Genomic DNA, 19,376 nt, shown 5'->3' with positions numbered 1-19,376 from the left:
CCAGACAGCTCTAGTGCACCCACGGGCAGCCCTCGGGAAGGGTCGACGGACGGGACCAGGTGCTCTAGTGCGCTAGGCTCCGGCCGACGGAAGGACGGCCGTGCCGGAGATCGACGGGACCACACCTCCGTACCTGCGCATCGTCGCGGAGCTACGGCGGCGCATCGCGTCCGGTGAGCTGGGTCCCGGTGACCGGGTGCCGTCCACCCGCCAGCTGGTCCGGGAGTGGGGTGTCGCCATGGCGACCGCGAGCCGCGCCCTCACCGCGCTCCGGCAGGAAGGCCTGCTCCGGGCGGTGCCCGGTGTGGGCATGGTGGTCGCCGGCTCGGAGCCCGCGCCGCCCGGCCGGGGCGGCCGGGTCGAGGTGCGCCGCGGGCCGGCCCACGGGGTGACCCGGGACCAGATGGTGCGCACGGCCATCGGCATCGCCGACTCCGAGGGGCTGGCGGGGCTGAGCATGCGGCGCATCGCGACCGACCTGGACGTGCCGACCATGTCGCTGTACCGGCAGGTCCGCGGCAAGGAGCACCTGCTGTTGCTGATGGCGGACGCCGCCTTCGCCGCGCATCGGGTGCCCGGCACGCTCCCGCCCGGGTGGCGGGCCCAACTGGAGCTGCTCTGCCGGCTGCAGTGGTCGATCTACTGTCGACACCCCTGGCTGGCCCAGGTCATCTCGCTGACCCGCCCGCTGATGGCACCGCACGCCGTCGCGCACACGGAATGCGCCCTGCGCGCCCTCGCCGGATGCGGCCTGGACCCGCACACCCAGCTACACCTGGTGGCCGCCCTGGCCAACCACGTACGGGGCGCGGCGGTGACCCTCCAGCAGGGGGCCGAGGCGGAACAGGACACCGGCCTGACCGATGACGAATGGATGGTGGCCCAGGCCGACGTGTTCGGCCGGCTGCTCGCGGCTGGCGAGTTTCCGTACCTGGCCCGGCTCTCCCGGTCGGCGATCGACCTCACCGTCGACAGCCTCTTCGAGTTCGGGCTGCAACGGCTCCTCGACGGGATCGCGGCGCTCGTCCGACCGTGAGCGGTCAGGCCGGGCTGTCCGCGGACGCGGGACGCCGCGCCCCGGACACGGCGGCGAACCCGGCGAGCGCGATCTCCGCCGTCTGGCGCAGGTCCTCCCGAGCCACCCCGGCAGCGGCGTGAATCGCCTGCCCCTCGGTGACGCTCATGACGAAGCGGGCGAGCGCGGCCGGATCGGCGTCGGCGGGTAGGTCGCCCTCGGCGACGGCGCGGGTGAACCGGTCGGCGAGAGCGAGCTCACCGGCCAGGCGACTGCTGGCGAGGAACCCGGCGACAGCCGCGTTCTCGCTGGAGCAGGCGGTGCCGCCCTGGATCGACAGGCACCCGGCCGGCCGGTCGGGTCGGGTCACGGCGAGCACGTTCTCGCGCAGCAGAGTGGCGACGACCTCGTACGCGGTGGGTTGGGCGAAAGCGTGCCGCGCGTACTCCATGTCCTGTTCGGCGTAGCGGGTCACGGCCTTGCGGAACAACTCCTCCTTGCTGCCGAAGGCGGCGTAGAGGCTGGGCTTGTTGATGCCCATGGCGGCGGTGAGGTCGCTCATCGAGGCGCCCTCGTACCCCTGGCGCCAGAACACCTCCAGCGCGCGCTCCAGCGCCTCGTCGGCGTCGAAGCCGCGCGGTCGCCCTCGTTGTGGCACGAACCACCACCTCCCGCGACTCATCCTACCCGCGCCTGAACCGATCGGTACAGAAATTTGCGGCGCAGGTCAGCGGTTGCTACGGTCGGATCAGTACCGCTCGGTACACAATTCGTGAAGGAGATCAATCGTGGGACAGCTCGACGGCAAGACCGCCCTCGTCACCGGGGGCACCACGGGCATCGGCCTGGCCACCGCCCGCCGCTTCGCCGCCGAAGGCGCGTACGTCTTCATCACCGGCCGCCGTAAGGGCCCGGTGGACGAGGCCGTGGCCAGCATCGGCGCCAACGTCACCGGCATCGCCAGCGATGTCAGCAAGCTCGACGACCTGGACCGGGTCATGCGGGCGATCGAGGAGCGGGGTGCCGGGCTGGACGTGGTGTTCGCCAACGCCGGCGGTGGGGAGTTCCGTTCGCTCGACGCGATCACGGTCGAGCACGTCGCCACCACCTTCGACACCAACATCTACGGCACCATCTTCACGGTGCAGAAGGCCCTGCCCCTGCTCAACGAGGGTGCGTCGATCGTGCTCACCGGTTCGACGGCCGCCAGCAACGGCACCCCGGCGTTCAGCGTCTACGCCGCGTCCAAGGCGGCCATCCGCTCGTTCGGGCGGACCTGGGCCGCCGAGCTGATCGGCCGGAAGATCCGGGTCAACACCCTGGTGCCCGGCTCGACCGAGACACCGGGGCTCGCGGGCCTCGCGCCCAGCCCCGCGGAGGCTCCCGGGCTGCTCCAGGCCATCGCCTCGGGCGTGCCCATGCAGCGCATGGCCCACCCCGACGAGATCGCCAACGCCGCGCTCTTCCTCGCCTCCGACCAGAGCAGCTTCATGACCGGCGGCGAGCTCTTCGTCGACGGCGGCGAACAGCAGCTCTGACGCGAAAACGCCCGGTCGATCCTCGCGGATCGACCGGGCGTTTCTGCACTACAGAGCGGTGGCGGAGGGATTTGAACCCTCGGAGGGCGTTAACCCTCACACGCTTTCGAGGCGTGCTCCTTAGGCCGCTCGGACACGCCACCGCCGACGAGGGTACAGGACCGCCGGTTCGGACGCCGAACCGGTATCGCCCGGGCCGGCCTGGCAGGATCTTTGCCATGAGTACGCACATCGGCGCGAAGCCGGGCGAGATCGCCGAGCGGGTCCTGATGCCGGGTGACCCCCTGCGGGCCAAGTGGATCGCGGAGACCTACCTCGAGGGCGCGACCTGCTACTCGACGGTTCGGGGCATGCTGGGCTTCACCGGCCGCTGGAACGGCGTCGAGGTCTCGGTCCAGGGCTCCGGCATGGGCATGCCGTCGGCCTCCATCTACGCCCACGAACTGATCAACGAGTACGGCGTGAAGACGCTGATCCGCGTCGGTTCCTGCGGTGCCCTCAGCACCGACCTGCAACTGCGCGACGTGGTCGCGGCGATCGGGTCGTCCACCGACTCGAACATGAACCGGATGCGCTTCGACGGGCTGATCGACTACGCCCCGGTGGCCGACTTCGGTCTGCTGCGTACCTCGGTCGAGGTGGCCGAGCGGCGCGGCATCAGCATGCACGTCGGCCCGATCCTGGCGGCGGACGCCTTCTACACCGACCGGCCGGACCTCTACGACACGCTCGCCGACTACGGCGTGCTGGCGGTGGAGATGGAGTCGGCGGCGCTCTACACGATCGCCGCCCGCTTCAAGGCCCGCGCGCTGACCGTGCTGACCGTCAGCGACCACATCAAGACCGGCGAGAAGACCACCTCCGAGGAGCGGGAGCAGACGTTCAGCCAGATGGTCGAGATCGCGCTCGACACGATCATCGCCTGACCCGTCCCGGCGGGCGGTGTCACTGCCGAGAGCGGTATGACTCAGAGGAATATTTATTCCTCTGAGTCATACCGCTCTTCGGCATCACGCCAGGGCCGAGCCGCCACGCCAGCTCAAACCGCGCCACGCCATCCCGAGCCACGCCACGCCAGCCCAGACCCCGCCACAGCGGTCAGACGGCCGCGAGTGCCTCGGTCGGCGCGAGGCGGGCGGCGCGCACCGCCGGGTAGAGGCCGGCGAAGCCACCGATGACCAGGGTCGCGGCCACCCCGCCGAGCATCGCCCACGCCGGCACCACTGTCGGCCAGCCCTGCGACAGGGCGTATCCCGAGGTGACCAGGATGCCCAGCAGCACCCCGCCGATCCCGCCGAGCGCGGAGAGCAGCAGCGACTCGGCGAGGAACTGGGTGCGTACCTGACCGCGGGTCGCCCCGAGCGACCGGCGGAGGCCGACCTCGGCCCGTCGCTCCAGCACCGAGATCACCATGGTGTTCGCCACACCGACCCCTCCGACCAACAGGGCGACCGCCCCGAGGCCCAGCAGCAGCCCGGTGAACGCGGCGTCGGTCGCCTCGGCGGCGGCCAGCGCGTCGGAGGGACGGGACACCTCCACCTCGTTCGGCGCCTCGGGGTTGGCGGTCGCGCCGAGCACCGACCGCACCGCCTCGACCTGCGACTCCCGCGCCCGGGTGTAGACGGTGGTGGGGTGCCCGTCGAACCCCAGGTAGCCGGTCGCGGCGGACCAGCCGACCAGCGCCGCCGTGTCCAGCTCCGGGGCGAGCGGTGCGGCCGCCAGCACGCCGACCACGGTGAACCACCGTCCGCCCAGCCACACCTGCACCTGCGGATCGGCAGTGGTGATGCCGAGCCGCTGCGCGGCGGTGGCGCCCAGGACCACCGCCGGATAGCGGGCGGTGGCCTCGTTCAGCCAGGTGCCGCTGGCCAGCTCGGCTCCGACGGTGCCGAGCAGGTCCAGTCGTGCCGCCCTGGTGGCGATGCCTCCGGTCTCCGCCTCCGGGATCCGGTCGGAGCGGTAGACCTTGGCGTCGGAGACCTGCCCGGTGGCGGACACCTGCGTGACCGGGCCGATCCGGCCGATCATGGCGATCGACTCCTCGGGCAGCTGCGCGTCCGCGCCGAACAGGGTGTTGCCCGGCTCGACGGTGAGCAGGTTGGTGCCGAGGGCGTCGAGCGCGCGGTCCAGCTCGGCCCGGGACGACGAGGAGATGCCGACGACAGCGATCATCGCGGCGATGCCGATCGCGATGCCCAGCGCGGAGAGGAACGCCCGCAGTGGGCGGGTCCGCAGGCCGACCCCGCCCACCCGTAGGACGTCCGCCGGACCCATCCGGGCCGGGACGAGCCGCGCCGGCGTGGTCGTCGTCATCGGACGCCTCCGCCCGTCGCGAGGGCCGTCGCGAGGGCCGAATCGTGCCGTACCGCGCCGTCCCGCATCCGTACCTGCCGGGGCAGGCTCTCCGCGATCTCCCGGTCGTGCGTGATGACCACCACAGTGGTGCCGGCCCGGTGCAGCTCGTGCAGCAGGTCCAGCACCCCGGCTCCGGAGGCGGAGTCCAGGTTGCCGGTCGGCTCGTCGGCCAGCAGCACCGCCGGCTCGCCGACCACCGCCCGGGCCACCGCCACCCGCTGCCGTTCGCCGCCGGACAGCTCGTGCGGCCGGTGCCCGAGCCGGTGGCCCAGACCGACCCGGACCAACGCGGCCTCCGCGCGTTCGCGCCGCCTCCGCAGGGGTACGCCGGCGTAGAGCAGACCGTCGGCCACGTTGTCCACGACCGGGACGCCGGGGGCCAGGTGAAACTGCTGGAACACGAAGCCGATCCGGGTGGCCCGCAGCGCCGACAGCTCGCGGTCGGTCAGCTTCGCCGCGTCGTACCCGTCGATGAGTACGCTGCCCGACGACGGCCGGTCCAGGGTGCCGATCAGGTGCAGCATCGTCGACTTGCCCGAGCCGGACGGGCCGACGATGGCCACCAGCTCGCCGTGGCCGACCCGCAACGAGACGTCGTTCAACGCCACCACACCGCCGGCGTAGCGCTTGCCGACCCGGTCGAGGACGATCACGTCACCGCTCATTTCGGCATCACCACGGTCATGCCCTCGGCGATCTCCGAGCCGCTGACCTCGACACGACCGTCGGCGAACAGCCCGGTGGTCACCGCGACGATGCGGCTCGCCCCGCCGTCGACGACCTCGACGCCGTACCCGCCCTCGGCGAGCGCGAGCAGCGCCGCCACCGGGACGGTGAGCACGTCACGCCGCTCCGAGGCGGTGAACGTCACGTCGGCGCTGGCCTGGTCGAAGCCGGCGAGAGCCTTCGGGTCGGTGACGGCGACCGTCACCTCGATCTTCGTCTCGGCCTCGCCGGACTGCCCGTCGGCACCTGTGGCACCGGCCTGGACGACCGTCTCGACAGTGCTGACCGTGCCGCCCACCGACCGGCCGTCCGGCAGCTTCACCGTCACCTTCGCCTTCGGCTTGGCCAGCCGCTGGTCGTCCACGTCCAGGTCGACGGTGACCACCCGGCTGGTGCCGGTGTAGGTCAGCACCGCCTGACCGGGCTGAGCGACGGCACCGACGTCGGCCTGGTGGCTCTCCACCCGGACCTCGCCGTCGGCGTACACGACGCGCCCCGGCTCGACCCGGCCGGTCTCGGGCAGGCCGAGGTCCTCCTGCCAGTCACGGACCGCGTCGGCGGTGTCGCCGGTGTACTCGTCGTCGACCGTGAACCCGGTGTAGCCCAGCGCCTTGAGGTTCCGCTCGAACTGGGTGACGTCCGGACCCTCCACGCCGGGCGTGAGCGTCCGGTACGCGGGCAACCCGCCGTAGAGGAGCACCACCTCCTCGTTGTCGACGAGGTAGAGCGCCTTGCCGCGCCGCACCGTCGACCCGGTCGCCGGCACCCCGGTGATCGTGCCGCCGAGTCGACTGGTGGCGGTGCGGGTCGTGCCGTACCCCAGTTCGCCGTCGGCGGTCTGCGCGTCGGCGAGGGTCTGTCGGGTGATCACGGCGGTGGCCGTCGGCGCGCTGGCCTCGGCGGCGTCTCCGGTGGAACCGCCACCGAAGCCGATCGCGGCGACCGCGCCCACGGCGGCGACCAGCAGGACGACGCCGCCGGCGACGGCGGCACGCAGCCGGGAACGCCGGACGCCACGGGTCACCGTCCGCCTCCGAACTGCGGCGCGTACTGCCGGCACTTCTCCAGCGCGGCCTTCATCGTCGGATCACCGATGTCGAACGCCTTGCCGGCCTTCGGAATTTGGATCCGGCCGTCGGCGTCCGGGTCCGGGAAGTCCGGTACGCCGTTCTCCCGCATGCACTTGGCCAGGGTGCGCATCTGCTCGGCCTGCTCCGGGTTGAGCTGTGGGCCCTGCCCACCGTTGGGCAGCTTGTCGCGACACTTCTCCATGGCCGCCTGGACCTTCTGCTGGTCGACGTCCGCGCCGAAGCGGAACCCCGGGCGACCGCCCGGCTCCGGGTCGGGCATGTCCACCCCGTTCTCGCGCATGCACCGGGCGAAGTCGAGCTGCCGCTCCGAGTCGCCGACCCCGGCGGCGCTCGCCGAGGCGCCGGTCTTCGCGCCGCCGGCCGTCGCGACCCCGCCACCGTCGTCGCCTCCCGCACGGCACCCGGCCAGCGCCAGGGCGAGCAGGACGGGCACCACGAGCACCTGTCGTCGCATGGTGTTCACCTCCGCTGGTGTCCGGCGTGGCTCGCCGGACGTCGGACCCAGTGCACGGCAGAGCGCGTATCCCGGGCGTAACCGTGCGCGGTTATGCCGCAGTTACCGCGCCCCGGGGACCATGGACACGTGAGAGTGCTGGTGGTCGAGGACGAGAGCGTGCTGGCGGACGCCATCGCCGAGTGGCTGCGCCGGGAGTCGTTCGCGGTCGACGTGGCGTACGACGGCGACGCGGCGTTGGAACGGCTCGGTGTCAACGAGTACGCCGTCGTGGTCCTAGACCGGGACCTGCCGGTGGTGCACGGCGACGACGTGTGCCGGGCGATCGTGGATGCGGGCGGCGAGACCCGGGTGTTGATGCTGACCGCCGCGGCGGCGGTACGGGAGCGGGTGGCGGGGCTCGCGCTCGGGGCGGACGACTACCTGACGAAGCCGTTCGCCCTGGTCGAGCTGTCGGCACGGGTGCACGCGCTGACGCGCCGGGCCCGCCCGGCCGCGCCTCCGACCCTGCGCCGCGCCGGCATCCAGCTCGACCCGGCCCGCCACGAGGTACGCCGCGACGACCGGCACGTGGCCCTGTCCCGCAAGGAGTTCGCCGTACTCGTCGAGCTGCTGCGCGCCGACGGCGCGGTGGTCTCCGCCGAGGACCTGCTGGAACGTGCCTGGGACGAGCACATCGACCCGTTCACCAATGTGGTCCGGGTGACGGTGATGAAGCTGCGCCGCAAGCTCGGCGACCCACCGGTGATCGAGACGGTGCCGGGAGCGGGGTACCGGATCCGATGAAACGCCTCACGATCCGTGCCCGGCTCACCCTCATCTACGGCGGGCTGTTCCTGCTGGCCGGCATCGTCCTGCTCGCGGTCACGTACGTGCTGGTGGACCAGCGGATGCCGCAGCCGTTCGGGGTGAGCCTGCGCGACCTGCCGAAGGTCGGGGTGACCACTCCCAGCTCGGGTAACGGGCAGAACATCGAGATGCTGCGGTCCCTGGTGGAACAGGCGCAGGACGAGGCGAAACGCAGCGCGCTGGAGTCGCTGCTCACCCAGGGCGGCATCGCGCTGGTCGTGGTCTCGGCGGCGGCGATCGCGTTCGGCTGGCTGCTGGCGGGCCGGGCGTTGCAGCCACTGCACCAGGTCACCGACACCGCGCGGCGGATCGCCGGCGCGGACACCGCCGGTCGGGGCCTGCACGAGCGGATCGCCCTCGTCGGCCCCCGCGACGAGGTCCGCGAACTCGCCGACACGTTCGACGAGATGCTGGAACGGTTGGACCGTTCGTTCGACGGGCAGCGGCGGTTCGTGGCGAACGCGTCGCACGAGTTGCGTACGCCGTTGGCGCTCAACCGCGCGCTGGTGGAGCTGGCCATCACCCGTCCGGACGCGTCGGCGGAGACCCGCCGGCTGGGCGAGTCACTGCTGGCGGTCAACGAGCGGCACGAGCGGCTGATCGACGGCCTGCTGACCCTGGCCGACTCGGAGAACGAGCTGACCGACCGTACGCCTGTCGACCTGGCCGAGGTCTGCGCGCACGTGACCGACCAGGCCGGCAGGCAGGCGCCCGACCTGCCCGTGCACCTGTCACTCGCGCCGGCCCCGGCCAGCGGCGACCCGGTGCTGTTGGAACGGCTCACGTTCAACCTGGTGGAGAACGCGCTGCGGCACAACCTGGCCACCGACGGCTGGGTCGAGGTGCGCACCGGGCTCGTCGGAGGCCGGCCCACGCTCACGGTGACGAACACCGGCCCGGTGATCGCCGGCTACGACGTGGAGACCATGTTCCAGCCGTTCCGCAGGCTGTCCCGGGAGCGGGTCGCGGGCGCCAGGGGTTTCGGCCTGGGGTTGTCGATCGTCCGGGCCGTGACGCGTGCCCACGGCGGCAGCGTCGACGCGCAGCCCCGCGCGGGCGGTGGCCTGACCGTCACGGTGACCCTGCCCCCACCGTGACCACCCGACACAGCCGCGCGTGGCCTGGCAGCCCGCGGTTCGGCGGCCGGGGACACTGACTGCGTGAGCCGCCTCTCCCGGCCACGCGACCGCCAGCGGCGGCCGGGAGAGGCCGCGCGGCCTCAGCGGAAGAAGGCCCGCAGGACGGCTGCGGTCTCGGTCTCCAACACGCCGCCGTAGACCTCGGGGCGGTGGTTGAGCCGGCGGTCGCGCAGGACGTCCCAGAGGGAGCCGGCGGCACCGGTCTTGGGCTCCCAGGCGCCGAAGACGACTGTGGAGATCCGGGCCAGCACCAGCGCGCCGGCGCACATGGTGCACGGCTCCAGGGTGACCACCAGGGTGCAGCCGTCCAGTCGCCACCGGCCGGTGCGCTCGGCCGCACGGCGCAGGGCAAGCACCTCGGCGTGGGCGGTGGGGTCGCCGGTCAACTCCCGCTCGTTGCGCCCGATCGCCAGCTCGGTGCCGTCCGGGCCGTAGAGCACCGCACCCACCGGCACGTCGTCCACGTCGGCCGGGCCTGCGTCGTCGTCGGCCGTCGGGCCGGTGACGGCGACCTCCAGGGCCCGGCGCATCCACAGCTCGTGCCGCTGCCGCCGCCCGAGGTCACCCGGGTCGGCCAGTTGCTCGTGCGCGCCGGGGCCAGCTCGACCCACAGCGCCGGGCGTCGGCTGCCCCGGCTGGATCGTCTCCAACAGCGGATCGGTGGCGTCGGCCGGCTCCGCGCCGCCCGCGGGGACGATCCCACCGTGTGCTGCCGACCCGGCGGGGTCAGACCTCACGCAGCTCCTCGACCTCGTCGGCGCAGCCGAGCACCTCGCAGATCTCGGCGGTGACGTCCGCCGGCAGCATCCCCTCGGTGGCGCAGAGCGTCAGCAGCTTCTGCGCGGAGATGCCCAGGTTGGCCAGCAGGTCGGCGTCGCCCACCGGATCGGCCTCCGGATCGACGGCGGGCTGCTCGCTCTCGTCGTCGCCGCCGGCGGCCGGGCGGGGCTCGTCGTCGCCGTCGAGCCCGGTCACGGACGTCTTCAGGTCACCGACCAGCAGCTGACCGAGCCGGGACTCCTCGGCGAACGCCGAGTCCGAGCCGAACACCCGCAGATCCTCGCCCTCGTCGAGACGCAGGATCACCAGGTACGCGTCGTCGGCCTCGACGAACAGCAGCGACACGTCGGCTTCCTGGTCGACGTCGCGCAGCCGGTCGGCGACCTCATCGATGTCGGTGGCGCCCCGCAGGCTGACCTCGGCGGCGGTCCAGCCACTGTCGTCACGCACCACGGCCGCAGCGAAGTACGACACGGTTCCCCCAAAAGCCCTCGGCACAGCGCCGACTCGTCAAGGGTGCACGTTAGCCGGTCGGGTCGGCGGGCGACCGGTCAACGCCCCGAGACGCCGGCCAAACCTGACAAAGTCGGATCAGCCGGCTACCCGACGGCGGGTGGCGATGAGCTGGCGCAGACGCTCGGTGCGCTGCCGCTGCGGCCGGCTGCGCTGGCGTACCGCCCGAGCGCCCGCCAACTCGGCGAGCAACTGGAGGCGGCGGCGGTTGCGATCCGGGTCCTGCCGCGGGGTGGTCCAGGCCATAGTGCCGAGGGTGCCGAGTATCGACAGCCACGTCAAGACGGCGTTCGCTACGCAGCCAACCGGGCACGCGCCGCAGTCGTCCGCCGCCGGATCCGGGCCGGTCGGAACACGCTCACCACATCGGCCAGTCACCGCTGGTCGCCCAGCGGACCGCCACCACGGCGGCGGCGATGCTCCAACCACCAGCGGTGACGATGGCCACCCCGGTGGCCACGCCGCGATCGCCGTAGCGGACCAGCACCAGAGCCGTCAGCCACGCCAGCAGGCCGGCCACCACGGTCCACCACGCGTACCTGGCGACGTCGGTGCCCAGCAGCCCGAACAGCAGCAGCCAGGCAGCCGCCGCGCCACCTCCGGCGGCGACACCGCCGCCGGTCACCGGGTGCGGTTCGCGGTAGGTGGGTCTGGTCGGCGGCCCGGCCGGAAAGAGCCCGGACGGGGTACGCGGCACCGGGCGGGCGGGACCGGGATCCGGGACGGGGTCTCCTCGGGCGATGGTCATCGGCTGCCCTCCCCTCACGCGCGTCGCTCGTGCCCACGGTACCGGTCTGTCAGGATGACCGAATGCCCTCGCCGACGATCGGTCGCCGCGTGCGTCCGGCGTACCCGATCCTGTTGCTGCTCGCCCCGGTGCTGGCCGCCGGCTGCGCGACCACCCGGCCGGGAGTGCCGCCGACCGGCGCCGCGCCGTCGTCGTCGGCGGTCTGGGAGACCGGTGAGCAGCCGGCGGCACCGACGGCCACACCGACGACACGCCCGGCCAGCCCGACGCCGTCGTCGGCCAGACCGTCGCCGACCGCACCCCGCGCCGGGCTCCGGCACGTCTTTCCGGTACGCGCCGACAACGTGGATTACCACACGACGCACGGGGCGTACCCGGCGACTGACGTGTTCGCCGACTGCGGTGAGCCGTTCGTGGCGGTGACCGACGGCAAGGTCCTGGAGGTGAGTCGTGTCGACAGGTACTCCAAGAGTGGGCCGCAGGGCCCGAACAACGGCGGCCTGTCGGTGTCACTGCTCGGCGACGACGGCGTGCGCTACTACGGCTCGCACCTGAGTGTGGTCGGCGCCGGCGTCGAGGCGGGGGTTCGGGTCCGTGCCGGCCAGCAGCTCGGCAAGGTGGGCCGCACCGGCAACGCCAACAACGTCTGTCACGTGCACTTCGGCATCTCGCCGCCGTGCACGGGCAAGGACGGGTGGTGGATCCGGCGCGGTGTGCTCTGGCCGGCGCGCTATCTGGACTCGTGGCGGCGCGGCGGCAACCGGGAGCCCGCCGCCGAGGTGACCGCGTGGCAGCGCGAACACGGCTGTCCGAAGGCTCCCTGACGCGGCTCGTACGCACTAGGTTCGGTGGGATGAGCGCCCGGGACCCCATTGCCGACCTGCGCCGGATCGCGTTCCTGCTGGAGCGTGCGAACGAGGCCACCTACCGGGTGCGGGCGTTCCGTTCGGCGGCGAAGGCGCTGGCCGGCCTGCCGGCGGCCGAGGTGGCCGAGCGGGCCGGCAACGGCACGCTCACCGAGCTGGCGGGCGTGGGGGACGTGACGGCCCGCTGTGTGGCGGAATCCCTGGCCGGCGAGGAACCGGTGTATCTGCGCCGGCTGGTGGCGACCGAGGGCAGCGACCTGGACGCCGAGGCCACGGCGCTGCGCGCCGCCCTGCGCGGCGACTGCCACACCCACTCGGACTGGTCCGACGGCGGCTCCCCGATCGAGGAGATGGCGCTGGCAGCGGTGGAGCTGGGCCACGAGTATCTGGTGCTCACCGACCACTCGCCCCGTCTCACGGTGGCACGAGGGCTTACCGCCGAGCGGCTGCGCCGGCAGCTCGACCACGTGGCGCAGGTCAACGCGGCGCTGCCGGAGGGCTTCCGGATCCTGACCGGGATCGAGGTGGACATCCTCGCCGACGGCTCACTCGATCAGGACGACGACCTGCTGGCCCGGCTGGACGTGGTGGTCGGCTCGGTGCACAGCGGCCTCAAGGACGAGCGGGCGAAGATGACCCGCCGGATGCTGGCGGCGGTCGCCAACCCGCACCTGGACATTCTCGGTCACGTCACCGGGCGGATGGTGTCGTCCCGGCCGGCGGGGGTGACCGGCCCGGGTGATCGGGGGCACCGGGCGCGGACCAGGAACGAGAGCGACTTCGACGCGGACGCGGTCTTCGCCGCCTGCGCCGAGCACGACACCGCCGTCGAGATCAACTCTCGGCCGGAGCGGCAGGACCCGCCGAAGCGGCTGATCCGCCGCGCCCTGGAGGCCGGCTGCCGCTTCGCGATCAACACGGACGCGCACGCGCCCGGTCAGCTCGACTGGCAGCGGTTCGGCTGCGAGCGGGCGGCCCGCTGCGGCGTCCCGGCCGACCGGGTGGTCAACACCTGGTCGGCCGAGCAACTGGTGAAGTGGACACGCGACCGGGCCTGACCAGCGGCCCGGTCGGAGTCACCTGCGGGCGGGTTCGGCGGCGGGCGTGGCTGGTGCGCCGACGCCGACCACCGGGCGCGGCTTGCGACGGCCGAACAGGCCCTGCGCGACCGCGACCCCCAGCAGCACGATGAGCGCGCCGACCGGCTGGTGCCAGTTGAGCCGCTCGTCGAGCACCACCGCGCCGATCAGCACCGCGAAGATCGGAATCAGGTACGTGACGGTGGAGGCGGTGCTCGCGCCGGCCACCCGGATGTTGCGCATGTTGATGACGAAGGCGAGCCCGGTGCCGAGCGCCCCGAGGGTCAGCACACTGGCCACCACCTTCGGCGACAGCTCGGTGGGCAGCGGCGGCGCACCCGCGACGAACGGGGTGACCACGGCGAGCTGGACTGCGGCGAGCAGCAACTGCGCCGTGGACAGCGACAGGCCGGAGTGCGAACTGCCCGCGATGAACCGCTTCTGGTACGGAATGGCGACGCCGTAGCAGGCGGCCGCGCCGAAGCACATCAACTGCCCGACGAAGTGCGCCCCGCCGATGCCCTCCCAGACCCCGAGCACCACGAGCACGCCGAGGAAGCCCAGCCCGAGGCCGATCGCGCGGCGCACGGTCAACCGCTCGGTGCGGAACACCAGCACCGCGAGCGGCAGCACGATCAACGGCGTCGTCGCGTTCCAGATGCCGGCCAGCATCGACTCGACCCGCTGCTCACCGTAACCGAAGAGGGTGAACGGGACGGCCACGCCGAACGCGGCGACGACGAACAGGTGCGCCCACACCCGGGGCTCGCGCGGCAGCCGGTCGCGCAGCACCGCGAGGACGACCAGCAGGGTCAGCGCGCCGGCGACGACGCGGTAGAGAGTCAGCTGGACGGGGTGCAGCTCGGCCACGCCGACCTTGATGAACAGGAAGCTGGAACCCCAGATGGCGGCGAGGGCGAAGAAGCCCGGCAGCCAGGCACGCAACGGCGCCTTGTCAGGAGCGATGTCGGTGGTCACCCCTGACACTCTGCCGGACGGGTACGACAAAGTCCCGCGACTTTCCGCACTCTGGATCTGCTGCCTGAACACGACAAACGTCGTCGACATCCAGGTGGGATGGTCACGTAGTGTCGCACCGTGGGACGAATTGATGAACTCGCCAACCGCTACGTGGCCGAGTGGGCGCCGTTGAGCCCCACCGGCGCGACCTACGTCGGCATCGCCGGCCATGACGACAAGCTCGACGACCTCTCGCCCGAGGGTTACCGGGCCAAGGCGGACCTCACCCGCCGCACACTCTCCGAACTTGAGGTGACCGAGCCGGACACCGAGGCGGAACGCACCGCCAAGGAGGCCATGCAGGAACGACTCGGCCTCGACCTGGCCCGCTACGAGGCCGGCGAGACGACGAGCGAGATCAGCGTGATCGAAAGCGGGCTGCACGAGGTCCGCATGGTGTTCGACCTGATGCCTACCGCGACGGCCGACGACCAGGCCAACATCGCCGCCCGGCTCAACGGCCTCGCCGGCGCGCTGGAGGGTTACAAGACCACGCTGCGCGAGGCGCTCGCCGACGGGCGGGTCAGCTCGAAGGTGCAGCTCGCCGAGGTGGCCAAGCAGTGCGACACCTGGACCGACCCGACCGGGGACAACTTCTTCCACGGCCTCGTCGAACGGCTGGGCGCGGACGGCACGCTCGGCGCCGAGCTGCGCCGGGGCGCGGCGGCGGCCACCGCGGCGACCGCCGAGTTCGGGCAGTTCCTGCGTGCCGAGTTGGCCCCGCACGGGCGGGACAAGCAGGCCGCCGGCCGGGAGCGCTACGAACTCGCCTCGCAGTACTTCCTCGGCGCGAAGGTCGACCTGGACGAGACGTACGCCTGGGGCTTCGCCGAGCTGGCCCGCCTGGAGGCGGAGATGCGGGTCGTGGCCGGGCGTATCGCCGGCTCGGGCGCGACTGTCGACGAGGCCGTGGCCACGCTGGACGCGGACCCGGCGCGGACGATCCAGGGCAAGGAGGCGTTCCGCGACTGGATGCAGACGCTCGCCGACAAGGCGATCGACGAGCTGAACGGCACCCACTTCGACATCCCGGAGCAGGTCCGCCGGATCGAGTGCTGCCTCGCACCCACAAGTGACGGGGCCATCTACTACACCGGCCCGAGCGAGGACTTCTCCCGGCCGGGCCGGATGTGGTGGGCGGTGCCGCAGGGCATCACCGACTTCTCCACCTGGCGGGAGGTGACGACGGTCTACCACGAGGGCGTGCCCGGTCACCACCTTCAGGTGGCGCAGACCGCCGTCCGGGCCGACCTGCTCAACCGCTGGCAGCGGCTGCTCTGCTGGGTCTCCGGGCACGGCGAGGGCTGGGCGCTCTACTCGGAGCGGCTGATGGACGAGCTGGGTTACCTGGAGGATCCGGGCGACAAGCTGGGCATGCTCGACGGCCAGGCGATGCGCGCCGCCCGGGTGATCGTCGACATCGGCATGCACCTGGAGTTGGAGATCCCGAAGGACAACCCGTTCGGCTTCCACCCGGGCGAGCGGTGGACGCCCGAGCTGGGCTGGGAGTTCATGCGGGCGCACTGCCGGGTGCCGGACGAGAACCTGCGCTTCGAGCTGAACCGCTACCTGGGCTGGCCGGGGCAGGCGCCGTCGTACAAGGTGGGTGAGCGGATCTGGTTGCAGGCCCGCGAGGACGCCAAGGCCCGCAAGGGCGCCGACTTCGACCTGCGGGAGTTCCACCGGCAGGCGTTGGACCTCGGCGCGCTGGGCCTCGACCCGCTGCGCAAGGCGCTGGCCCGGCTCTGAGGCTGCGAGGGCTCCGGGTGCCGGCGGTACGACCAGCCGTCGGCGTCCGGAGCCCTGTCACCGCGCCGCTCAGGTCAGACTCAGCGCCAACGCCGGCTCGGCGGTAAGTGTGTTGCTCGTGACGTACGCCAGGTCGATCACCGGGTCGGTGAACGTGACCTCGAAGGGCAACGTGACAGGGATGCCGTCCGGCAACGGCAGCTCCGGAGTCAAGGTGAGCTTGAGGCCGAGCAGCTTGCCGACGAACCGGGTGGAGTAGAAGGCCACGTCACCGCTGACGGTAAGCGTGTCGGTCGCGTACCGCTGGGTGCGCCCCGATGGGCCGTCGGCTTGCAGGACGAATTTCTTGGTGACCGCCTGCTTCATGCTGAACTTCAGCACCTTGAGGTTGCCGTTCTCGGTGCGCAGTTCGGTGATCCCGTCGAACCGTAGACCGGTCATCTTGACCGAGGACCCGGTGAGCTTGGACGGCGTCTGCGCGACCTTCGGCAGGCTCGGGTCGGCGGCGATGCGCGGCAGCAGTTTGCCAGGTTCCGCCTTGCCCGGCTTGTCCGGCGTGCCGGGTTTACCCGGCTTGCCGGGTAAACCCGGCTTGGCAGGGGGCGACGGTGGGCAGGTGCCGGGGTCGGGGCGGGTGGTCGGTGTTCCGCTCGGCTGGACGCTTGGGCTCGGCGACGGCGAGGGGCTCTCCTGACGGCCCCCGCCGGTGAACAGGTCCCCGATCCCGTGCAGGATGTCGCCGATCAGGCCCCGACGCTGCTCCGGACTGGGCGTGGGTGTCGGCCCGGCCGCGCTGCGGCTGGGCGACGGGGTGGGCGTCCGGGACGGCGTGGGACAGGCGGTGGTGGTGGGGCGGCTCGGCGCGGCCTGCACCGCTCGAGGCTGGACGGCCAGACCGACGGCGGCGAGGCCCAGCACCACCAGGATGATGCCGAGCGCCCGCGGATCGGTCGACCGTCCCGGCCACTTCGGGGGCGGGCCCGCGTCGGCCAACCCCCTCTCCGGAATGGGCTGCCGCTCCCGGACGACCCGCTCGGGGACGACCTGTTCAGGAGCGACCTGCTCGGGGACGGCGCGCTCGGAAGCGACGGGCTCAGAAGTGACCGGCTCGGGGACGTCCTGCTCGGGGACGTCCTGCTCTGCATCGACCTGCTCGGCGGTGGGCTCGTCTTTTACGGCCGTCGCCGGCGGGGGCGGGCTGGTCGGCGTCCAGGCGAAGGCCAGCGCGCTACCGACGATGCCGAGCAGCAGGCCGACGAAGAAGCCGCCGAGGTTGAGCCCGATCAGCGAGTAGACCGCGGTGACCGCCGCGACGATCGAGTAGAACAGCCGCTGCGCCGGAGTGAACCAGAGCAGCAGACCACAGGCCACCAGGATGACCGGGATGAGCAGGGAGAGCAGACCGGTGGCGCCACTGTGAAAGCTCAGCCCGTTGAGCGTCATCCGGGTGGAGGCGAACATCTCCACCCCGGCCAGGGCGGTGAGAAGGCCACCCCAGAACGGGCGACTCCGTTGCCAGCGGCGAAAGCTCCGCCAGACCTGAGCCGTCGTACCGCCGGGCCGGGCGTGAGCCGGGTTGGTGGTTGTCACGTACTCCTCCTGGCGGAGCGGGGACGGGGACACGGGCTGGCCCGCGGTGGTCGACCACCGCGGGCCTCACCTCAGAAGCACTCTTTGCCCTTGGCGTCGTCGCCCACGTTGACCTTCAGCTTCAGCCCCACCAGGTTGAAGGTGGCCGCCGTGGTGTAGCGGGACACCTGCTCAAGGTTGGTGATGGTGACGTGATCGGAGTTCTGACCGAACGATCCGGCCTGCGCCGTCGGGTTCAGGTCTGTCGCGTCCCGGCCGATCTTGATGTTGGTGAAGGTTGCGTTGCCGCCCAGCGAGTCCATCGCGATGAGCAGGTCCTTCGCCCGGGCGGGCTCCTTGCCGTCGCCGGCGTTGATGGTGAGCACCACCGGCAGACCGGGGAGGTCGGCGCGGACGGACTGGCAGAGCTTGTACAGCTCGGCGCTGCTGATCTCGGAGAGGGCGACGGGGCGGACCTGGCCGGCCTTTCCGTCCTCGCCCTTCTCCCGGACGATGCCGCCGTACTGCTTGAAGCCGTCGCCCTCCAGCCGCTCGGCGCCGATCTTGAAGGTCTGACCCGAGACCGTGATGTCGGACGCGATCGCGCCTGTCGACATGCCGAAGAGGATGGCTCCGGCAGCGGCCGTGGCGGGCACCATCATGGCGGCGAATCGACGCCACCGGACACGACCCTGGTTGTCTAACCGATCCTGCACGGGTTCCTCCTGCGGGTGGATGGGCGCGGCGGCCGTTCGCGGCGGCCCACGCAGCGCCCGCCATCTATTACCGGCGGGTAACGATCGAGCTTGATCGTGCACCCGGCGCGGCACAGCTCACAACCCCCCGATTACTCGGTGGTAACACGAGGGCGACCCAGAGGTAGAGCGATGTCACGAAGCGTTCTCGTCGAGGGCGTCGCAAAATATCCACAAGCCTGTCAGATGTCGCATAAGGACTAGTCAGCGCGACCCAGAGTGAGCAATGCATCGACGGATTACAATCAGGTAACGGATGTAAAGTTCCCAGGTCAGGCGAGCCGTTCGGCTGGGGCCTCCCGGTCCGAACATCCCCGCCGACAGGACGCCCGGATGCCCTAGGGTTTCGGCGTGAATCTGAACGACGTACGACGCGACTGGACCAAGCTGGGCGCCGAGGATCCGCTCTGGGCCGTGCTCGTTCAACCCGGCAAGCGGGGCGGCCGGTGGGACGTGGACGAGTTCCTGGCCACGGGTCGCGCCGACGTCGAGGAGACGGCCACCTGGCTCGGCCAGCTCGGGCTGCCCACCCGCTGGGAACGGGTACTCGACTTCGGCTGCGGCGCCGGGCGGCTGTCGCAGGGGCTCGCCCCGCACGCCGACGAGGTCGTCGGCGTCGACATCGCGCCACCCATGCTGGAGACCGCCCGACAACTGGACCGGAGTGCCGGGAACATCCGCTTCGTCCTCAACGACGCACCGGACCTGAGCCAGTTCCCCGACGGCCACTTCGATCTCGTCTACAGCGCCCTGGTCCTGCAACACCTGCCGCGGCCCGCCATCGACAGCTACCTCGCCGAGTTCCTGCGCGTCCTGCGACCCGGAGGGATCGCCGTCGTGGGGCTGCCGACGGAGCCGGCGCGTACGGCCAAGGCCCTCATCTGGCAGGTCGTGCCGTTCCGGCTGATCAGCTGGGCGCAGCGCCGGCTGCTGGGCTATCCGGCGCCGATGAGCATGACCGCCGTGCCGGACGCCGACATGGTGCGGCTGGTGGCGGCGCACGGTGGGCACATCGTCGGGCAGCGCCCCGACCTGCCGTACACCGAAGACTGGGTGTGCACCCGCTACGCCGTGCGGCGCGACCAGCAGGCCTGAGACGCGAGGGCCGGCCGACCCGGAGGTCGGCCGGC

General features: G+C 71.9%; 21 protein-coding genes and 1 tRNA gene. 9 read left to right on the top strand and 13 right to left on the bottom strand.

Translation table 11 applies throughout. The features are described from left to right. Nucleotides 1–100 precede the first annotated feature (100 nt). Nucleotides 101–1,036: a TetR/AcrR family transcriptional regulator C-terminal domain-containing protein gene (locus tag AB0B97_RS30985; RefSeq protein WP_357498694.1), complete on the top strand. Its 936-nt coding sequence runs from the start codon at nt 101–103 to the stop codon at nt 1,034–1,036. Nucleotides 1,037–1,040: 4 nt separating this feature from the next. Here the strand turns inward: AB0B97_RS30985 and AB0B97_RS30980 are convergent, their stop codons facing one another. Then, nucleotides 1,041–1,673, bottom strand: coding sequence for a TetR/AcrR family transcriptional regulator (locus AB0B97_RS30980; protein WP_357498692.1), 633 nt, complete (start codon nt 1,671–1,673; stop codon nt 1,041–1,043). Nucleotides 1,674–1,803: 130 nt separating this feature from the next. Here AB0B97_RS30980 and AB0B97_RS30975 point away from each other — a divergent pair, with 130 nt between their 5' ends. Beyond that, entirely contained in the window at nt 1,804–2,553 is a 750-nt protein-coding gene (locus AB0B97_RS30975; protein ID WP_357498690.1) for an SDR family oxidoreductase, read from the top strand. A gap of 56 nt (nt 2,554–2,609) precedes the next feature. On the opposite strand, the gene AB0B97_RS30970 is transcribed toward AB0B97_RS30975, so the two are convergent. Beyond that, a tRNA-Ser gene (locus tag AB0B97_RS30970) sits at nt 2,610–2,696 on the bottom strand. A gap of 75 nt (nt 2,697–2,771) precedes the next feature. Here AB0B97_RS30970 and deoD point away from each other — a divergent pair. After that, entirely contained in the window at nt 2,772–3,479 is a 708-nt protein-coding gene (gene deoD, locus AB0B97_RS30965) for a purine-nucleoside phosphorylase (protein ID WP_030328147.1), read from the top strand. A 172-nt stretch (nt 3,480–3,651) separates the two neighbouring features. Here the strand turns inward: deoD and AB0B97_RS30960 are convergent, their stop codons facing one another. From AB0B97_RS30960 to AB0B97_RS30945, 4 genes are read right to left on the bottom strand one after another with little or no spacing between them, the layout of a single operon-like run. Continuing rightward, nucleotides 3,652–4,866 (bottom strand): ABC transporter permease, encoded by a 1,215-nt coding sequence (locus tag AB0B97_RS30960; protein WP_357498688.1) that lies wholly within the window; start codon nt 4,864–4,866, stop codon nt 3,652–3,654. Further along, nucleotides 4,863–5,573: an ABC transporter ATP-binding protein gene (locus tag AB0B97_RS30955; RefSeq protein ID WP_357498686.1), complete on the bottom strand. Its 711-nt coding sequence runs from the start codon at nt 5,571–5,573 to the stop codon at nt 4,863–4,865. The genes AB0B97_RS30960 and AB0B97_RS30955 overlap by 4 nt, the downstream gene beginning before the upstream one ends. Next, nucleotides 5,570–6,658: a peptidoglycan-binding protein gene (locus tag AB0B97_RS30950; RefSeq protein ID WP_357498684.1), complete on the bottom strand. Its 1,089-nt coding sequence runs from the start codon at nt 6,656–6,658 to the stop codon at nt 5,570–5,572. The genes AB0B97_RS30955 and AB0B97_RS30950 overlap by 4 nt, the downstream gene beginning before the upstream one ends. Next, on the bottom strand, nt 6,655–7,179 hold the full coding sequence (locus tag AB0B97_RS30945; protein WP_357498682.1) for a hypothetical protein: 525 nt from the start codon (nt 7,177–7,179) through the stop codon (nt 6,655–6,657). The genes AB0B97_RS30950 and AB0B97_RS30945 overlap by 4 nt, the downstream gene beginning before the upstream one ends. A gap of 129 nt (nt 7,180–7,308) precedes the next feature. Between AB0B97_RS30945 and AB0B97_RS30940 the strand changes: the two genes are divergently transcribed. Further along, complete coding sequence (locus AB0B97_RS30940) at nt 7,309–7,965, top strand: response regulator transcription factor (protein WP_357498680.1); 657 nt, start codon at nt 7,309–7,311, stop codon at nt 7,963–7,965. Continuing rightward, nucleotides 7,962–9,125, top strand: coding sequence for a HAMP domain-containing sensor histidine kinase (locus AB0B97_RS30935; RefSeq protein ID WP_357498678.1), 1,164 nt, complete (start codon nt 7,962–7,964; stop codon nt 9,123–9,125). Before AB0B97_RS30940 ends, AB0B97_RS30935 begins: the two co-directional genes overlap by 4 nt. Nucleotides 9,126–9,247: 122 nt before the next feature. On the opposite strand, the gene AB0B97_RS30930 is transcribed toward AB0B97_RS30935, so the two are convergent. From AB0B97_RS30930 to AB0B97_RS30915, 4 genes are all read right to left on the bottom strand, one after another. Continuing rightward, the gene (locus AB0B97_RS30930) at nt 9,248–9,697 is read right to left on the bottom strand and encodes a nucleoside deaminase (protein ID WP_357498755.1); all 450 of its coding nucleotides are present in this window, start codon (nt 9,695–9,697) and stop codon (nt 9,248–9,250) included. 196 nt (nt 9,698–9,893) lie between these two features. Further along, nucleotides 9,894–10,421, bottom strand: a complete 528-nt coding sequence (locus tag AB0B97_RS30925) for a tRNA adenosine deaminase-associated protein (RefSeq protein WP_234583233.1) — start codon at nt 10,419–10,421, stop codon at nt 9,894–9,896. A 117-nt stretch (nt 10,422–10,538) separates the two neighbouring features. Continuing rightward, nucleotides 10,539–10,706 (bottom strand): hypothetical protein, encoded by a 168-nt coding sequence (locus AB0B97_RS30920; RefSeq protein WP_167626078.1) that lies wholly within the window; start codon nt 10,704–10,706, stop codon nt 10,539–10,541. Nucleotides 10,707–10,818: 112 nt separating this feature from the next. Then, nucleotides 10,819–11,208, bottom strand: coding sequence for a hypothetical protein (locus AB0B97_RS30915; RefSeq protein WP_357498675.1), 390 nt, complete (start codon nt 11,206–11,208; stop codon nt 10,819–10,821). A 62-nt stretch (nt 11,209–11,270) separates the two neighbouring features. Here AB0B97_RS30915 and AB0B97_RS30910 point away from each other — a divergent pair, with 62 nt between their 5' ends. Then, entirely contained in the window at nt 11,271–12,032 is a 762-nt protein-coding gene (locus AB0B97_RS30910) for a M23 family metallopeptidase (RefSeq protein ID WP_357498673.1), read from the top strand. Nucleotides 12,033–12,061: 29 nt separating this feature from the next. Continuing rightward, complete coding sequence (locus tag AB0B97_RS30905) at nt 12,062–13,132, top strand: PHP domain-containing protein (protein ID WP_234583230.1); 1,071 nt, start codon at nt 12,062–12,064, stop codon at nt 13,130–13,132. 18 nt (nt 13,133–13,150) lie between these two features. Here the strand turns inward: AB0B97_RS30905 and AB0B97_RS30900 are convergent, their stop codons facing one another. Beyond that, nucleotides 13,151–14,131, bottom strand: coding sequence for a DMT family transporter (locus AB0B97_RS30900; RefSeq protein WP_234583229.1), 981 nt, complete (start codon nt 14,129–14,131; stop codon nt 13,151–13,153). Between the two features lie 120 nt (nt 14,132–14,251). Here AB0B97_RS30900 and AB0B97_RS30895 point away from each other — a divergent pair, with 120 nt between their 5' ends. Next, on the top strand, nt 14,252–15,922 hold the full coding sequence (locus AB0B97_RS30895; protein WP_357498670.1) for a DUF885 domain-containing protein: 1,671 nt from the start codon (nt 14,252–14,254) through the stop codon (nt 15,920–15,922). A gap of 69 nt (nt 15,923–15,991) precedes the next feature. Here AB0B97_RS30895 and AB0B97_RS30890 read toward each other — a convergent pair whose 3' ends face one another. Both AB0B97_RS30890 and AB0B97_RS30885 read right to left on the bottom strand, forming a co-directional pair. Continuing rightward, entirely contained in the window at nt 15,992–17,512 is a 1,521-nt protein-coding gene (locus AB0B97_RS30890; RefSeq protein ID WP_357498668.1) for a DUF6114 domain-containing protein, read from the bottom strand. Nucleotides 17,513–17,583: 71 nt separating this feature from the next. Next, a complete protein-coding gene (locus tag AB0B97_RS30885; protein WP_357498666.1) occupies nt 17,584–18,207 on the bottom strand; it encodes a DUF6230 family protein in 624 nt (207 codons plus the stop codon). A 390-nt stretch (nt 18,208–18,597) separates the two neighbouring features. Between AB0B97_RS30885 and AB0B97_RS30880 the strand changes: the two genes are divergently transcribed. Then, on the top strand, nt 18,598–19,341 hold the full coding sequence (locus AB0B97_RS30880; RefSeq protein WP_234583225.1) for a class I SAM-dependent methyltransferase: 744 nt from the start codon (nt 18,598–18,600) through the stop codon (nt 19,339–19,341). Nucleotides 19,342–19,376 lie beyond the last annotated feature (35 nt).

This window comes from Micromonospora sp. NPDC049004, assembly GCF_040649315.1.
GTDB lineage: Bacteria > Actinomycetota > Actinomycetes > Mycobacteriales > Micromonosporaceae > Micromonospora.
Note: the sequence above shows the minus strand (reverse complement) of the source record. Positions and strands in the feature narration are given on the sequence as shown.

Bases quoted from the DNA above. Each gene is read 5' to 3' on its own strand.
- deoD (WP_030328147.1), top strand. From the start codon at position 2,772: ATGAGTACGCACATCGGCGCGAAGCCGGGCGAGATCGCCGAGCGGGTC.
- AB0B97_RS30960 (WP_357498688.1), bottom strand. From the start codon at position 4,866: ATGACGACGACCACGCCGGCGCGGCTCGTCCCGGCCCGGATGGGTCCG.
- AB0B97_RS30955 (WP_357498686.1), bottom strand. From the start codon at position 5,573: ATGAGCGGTGACGTGATCGTCCTCGACCGGGTCGGCAAGCGCTACGCC.
- AB0B97_RS30945 (WP_357498682.1), bottom strand. From the start codon at position 7,179: ATGCGACGACAGGTGCTCGTGGTGCCCGTCCTGCTCGCCCTGGCGCTG.
- AB0B97_RS30935 (WP_357498678.1), top strand. From the start codon at position 7,962: ATGAAACGCCTCACGATCCGTGCCCGGCTCACCCTCATCTACGGCGGG.
- AB0B97_RS30930 (WP_357498755.1), bottom strand. From the start codon at position 9,697: ATGCGCCGGGCCCTGGAGGTCGCCGTCACCGGCCCGACGGCCGACGAC.
- AB0B97_RS30920 (WP_167626078.1), bottom strand. From the start codon at position 10,706: ATGGCCTGGACCACCCCGCGGCAGGACCCGGATCGCAACCGCCGCCGC.
- AB0B97_RS30915 (WP_357498675.1), bottom strand. From the start codon at position 11,208: ATGACCATCGCCCGAGGAGACCCCGTCCCGGATCCCGGTCCCGCCCGC.
- AB0B97_RS30910 (WP_357498673.1), top strand. From the start codon at position 11,271: ATGCCCTCGCCGACGATCGGTCGCCGCGTGCGTCCGGCGTACCCGATC.
- AB0B97_RS30905 (WP_234583230.1), top strand. From the start codon at position 12,062: ATGAGCGCCCGGGACCCCATTGCCGACCTGCGCCGGATCGCGTTCCTG.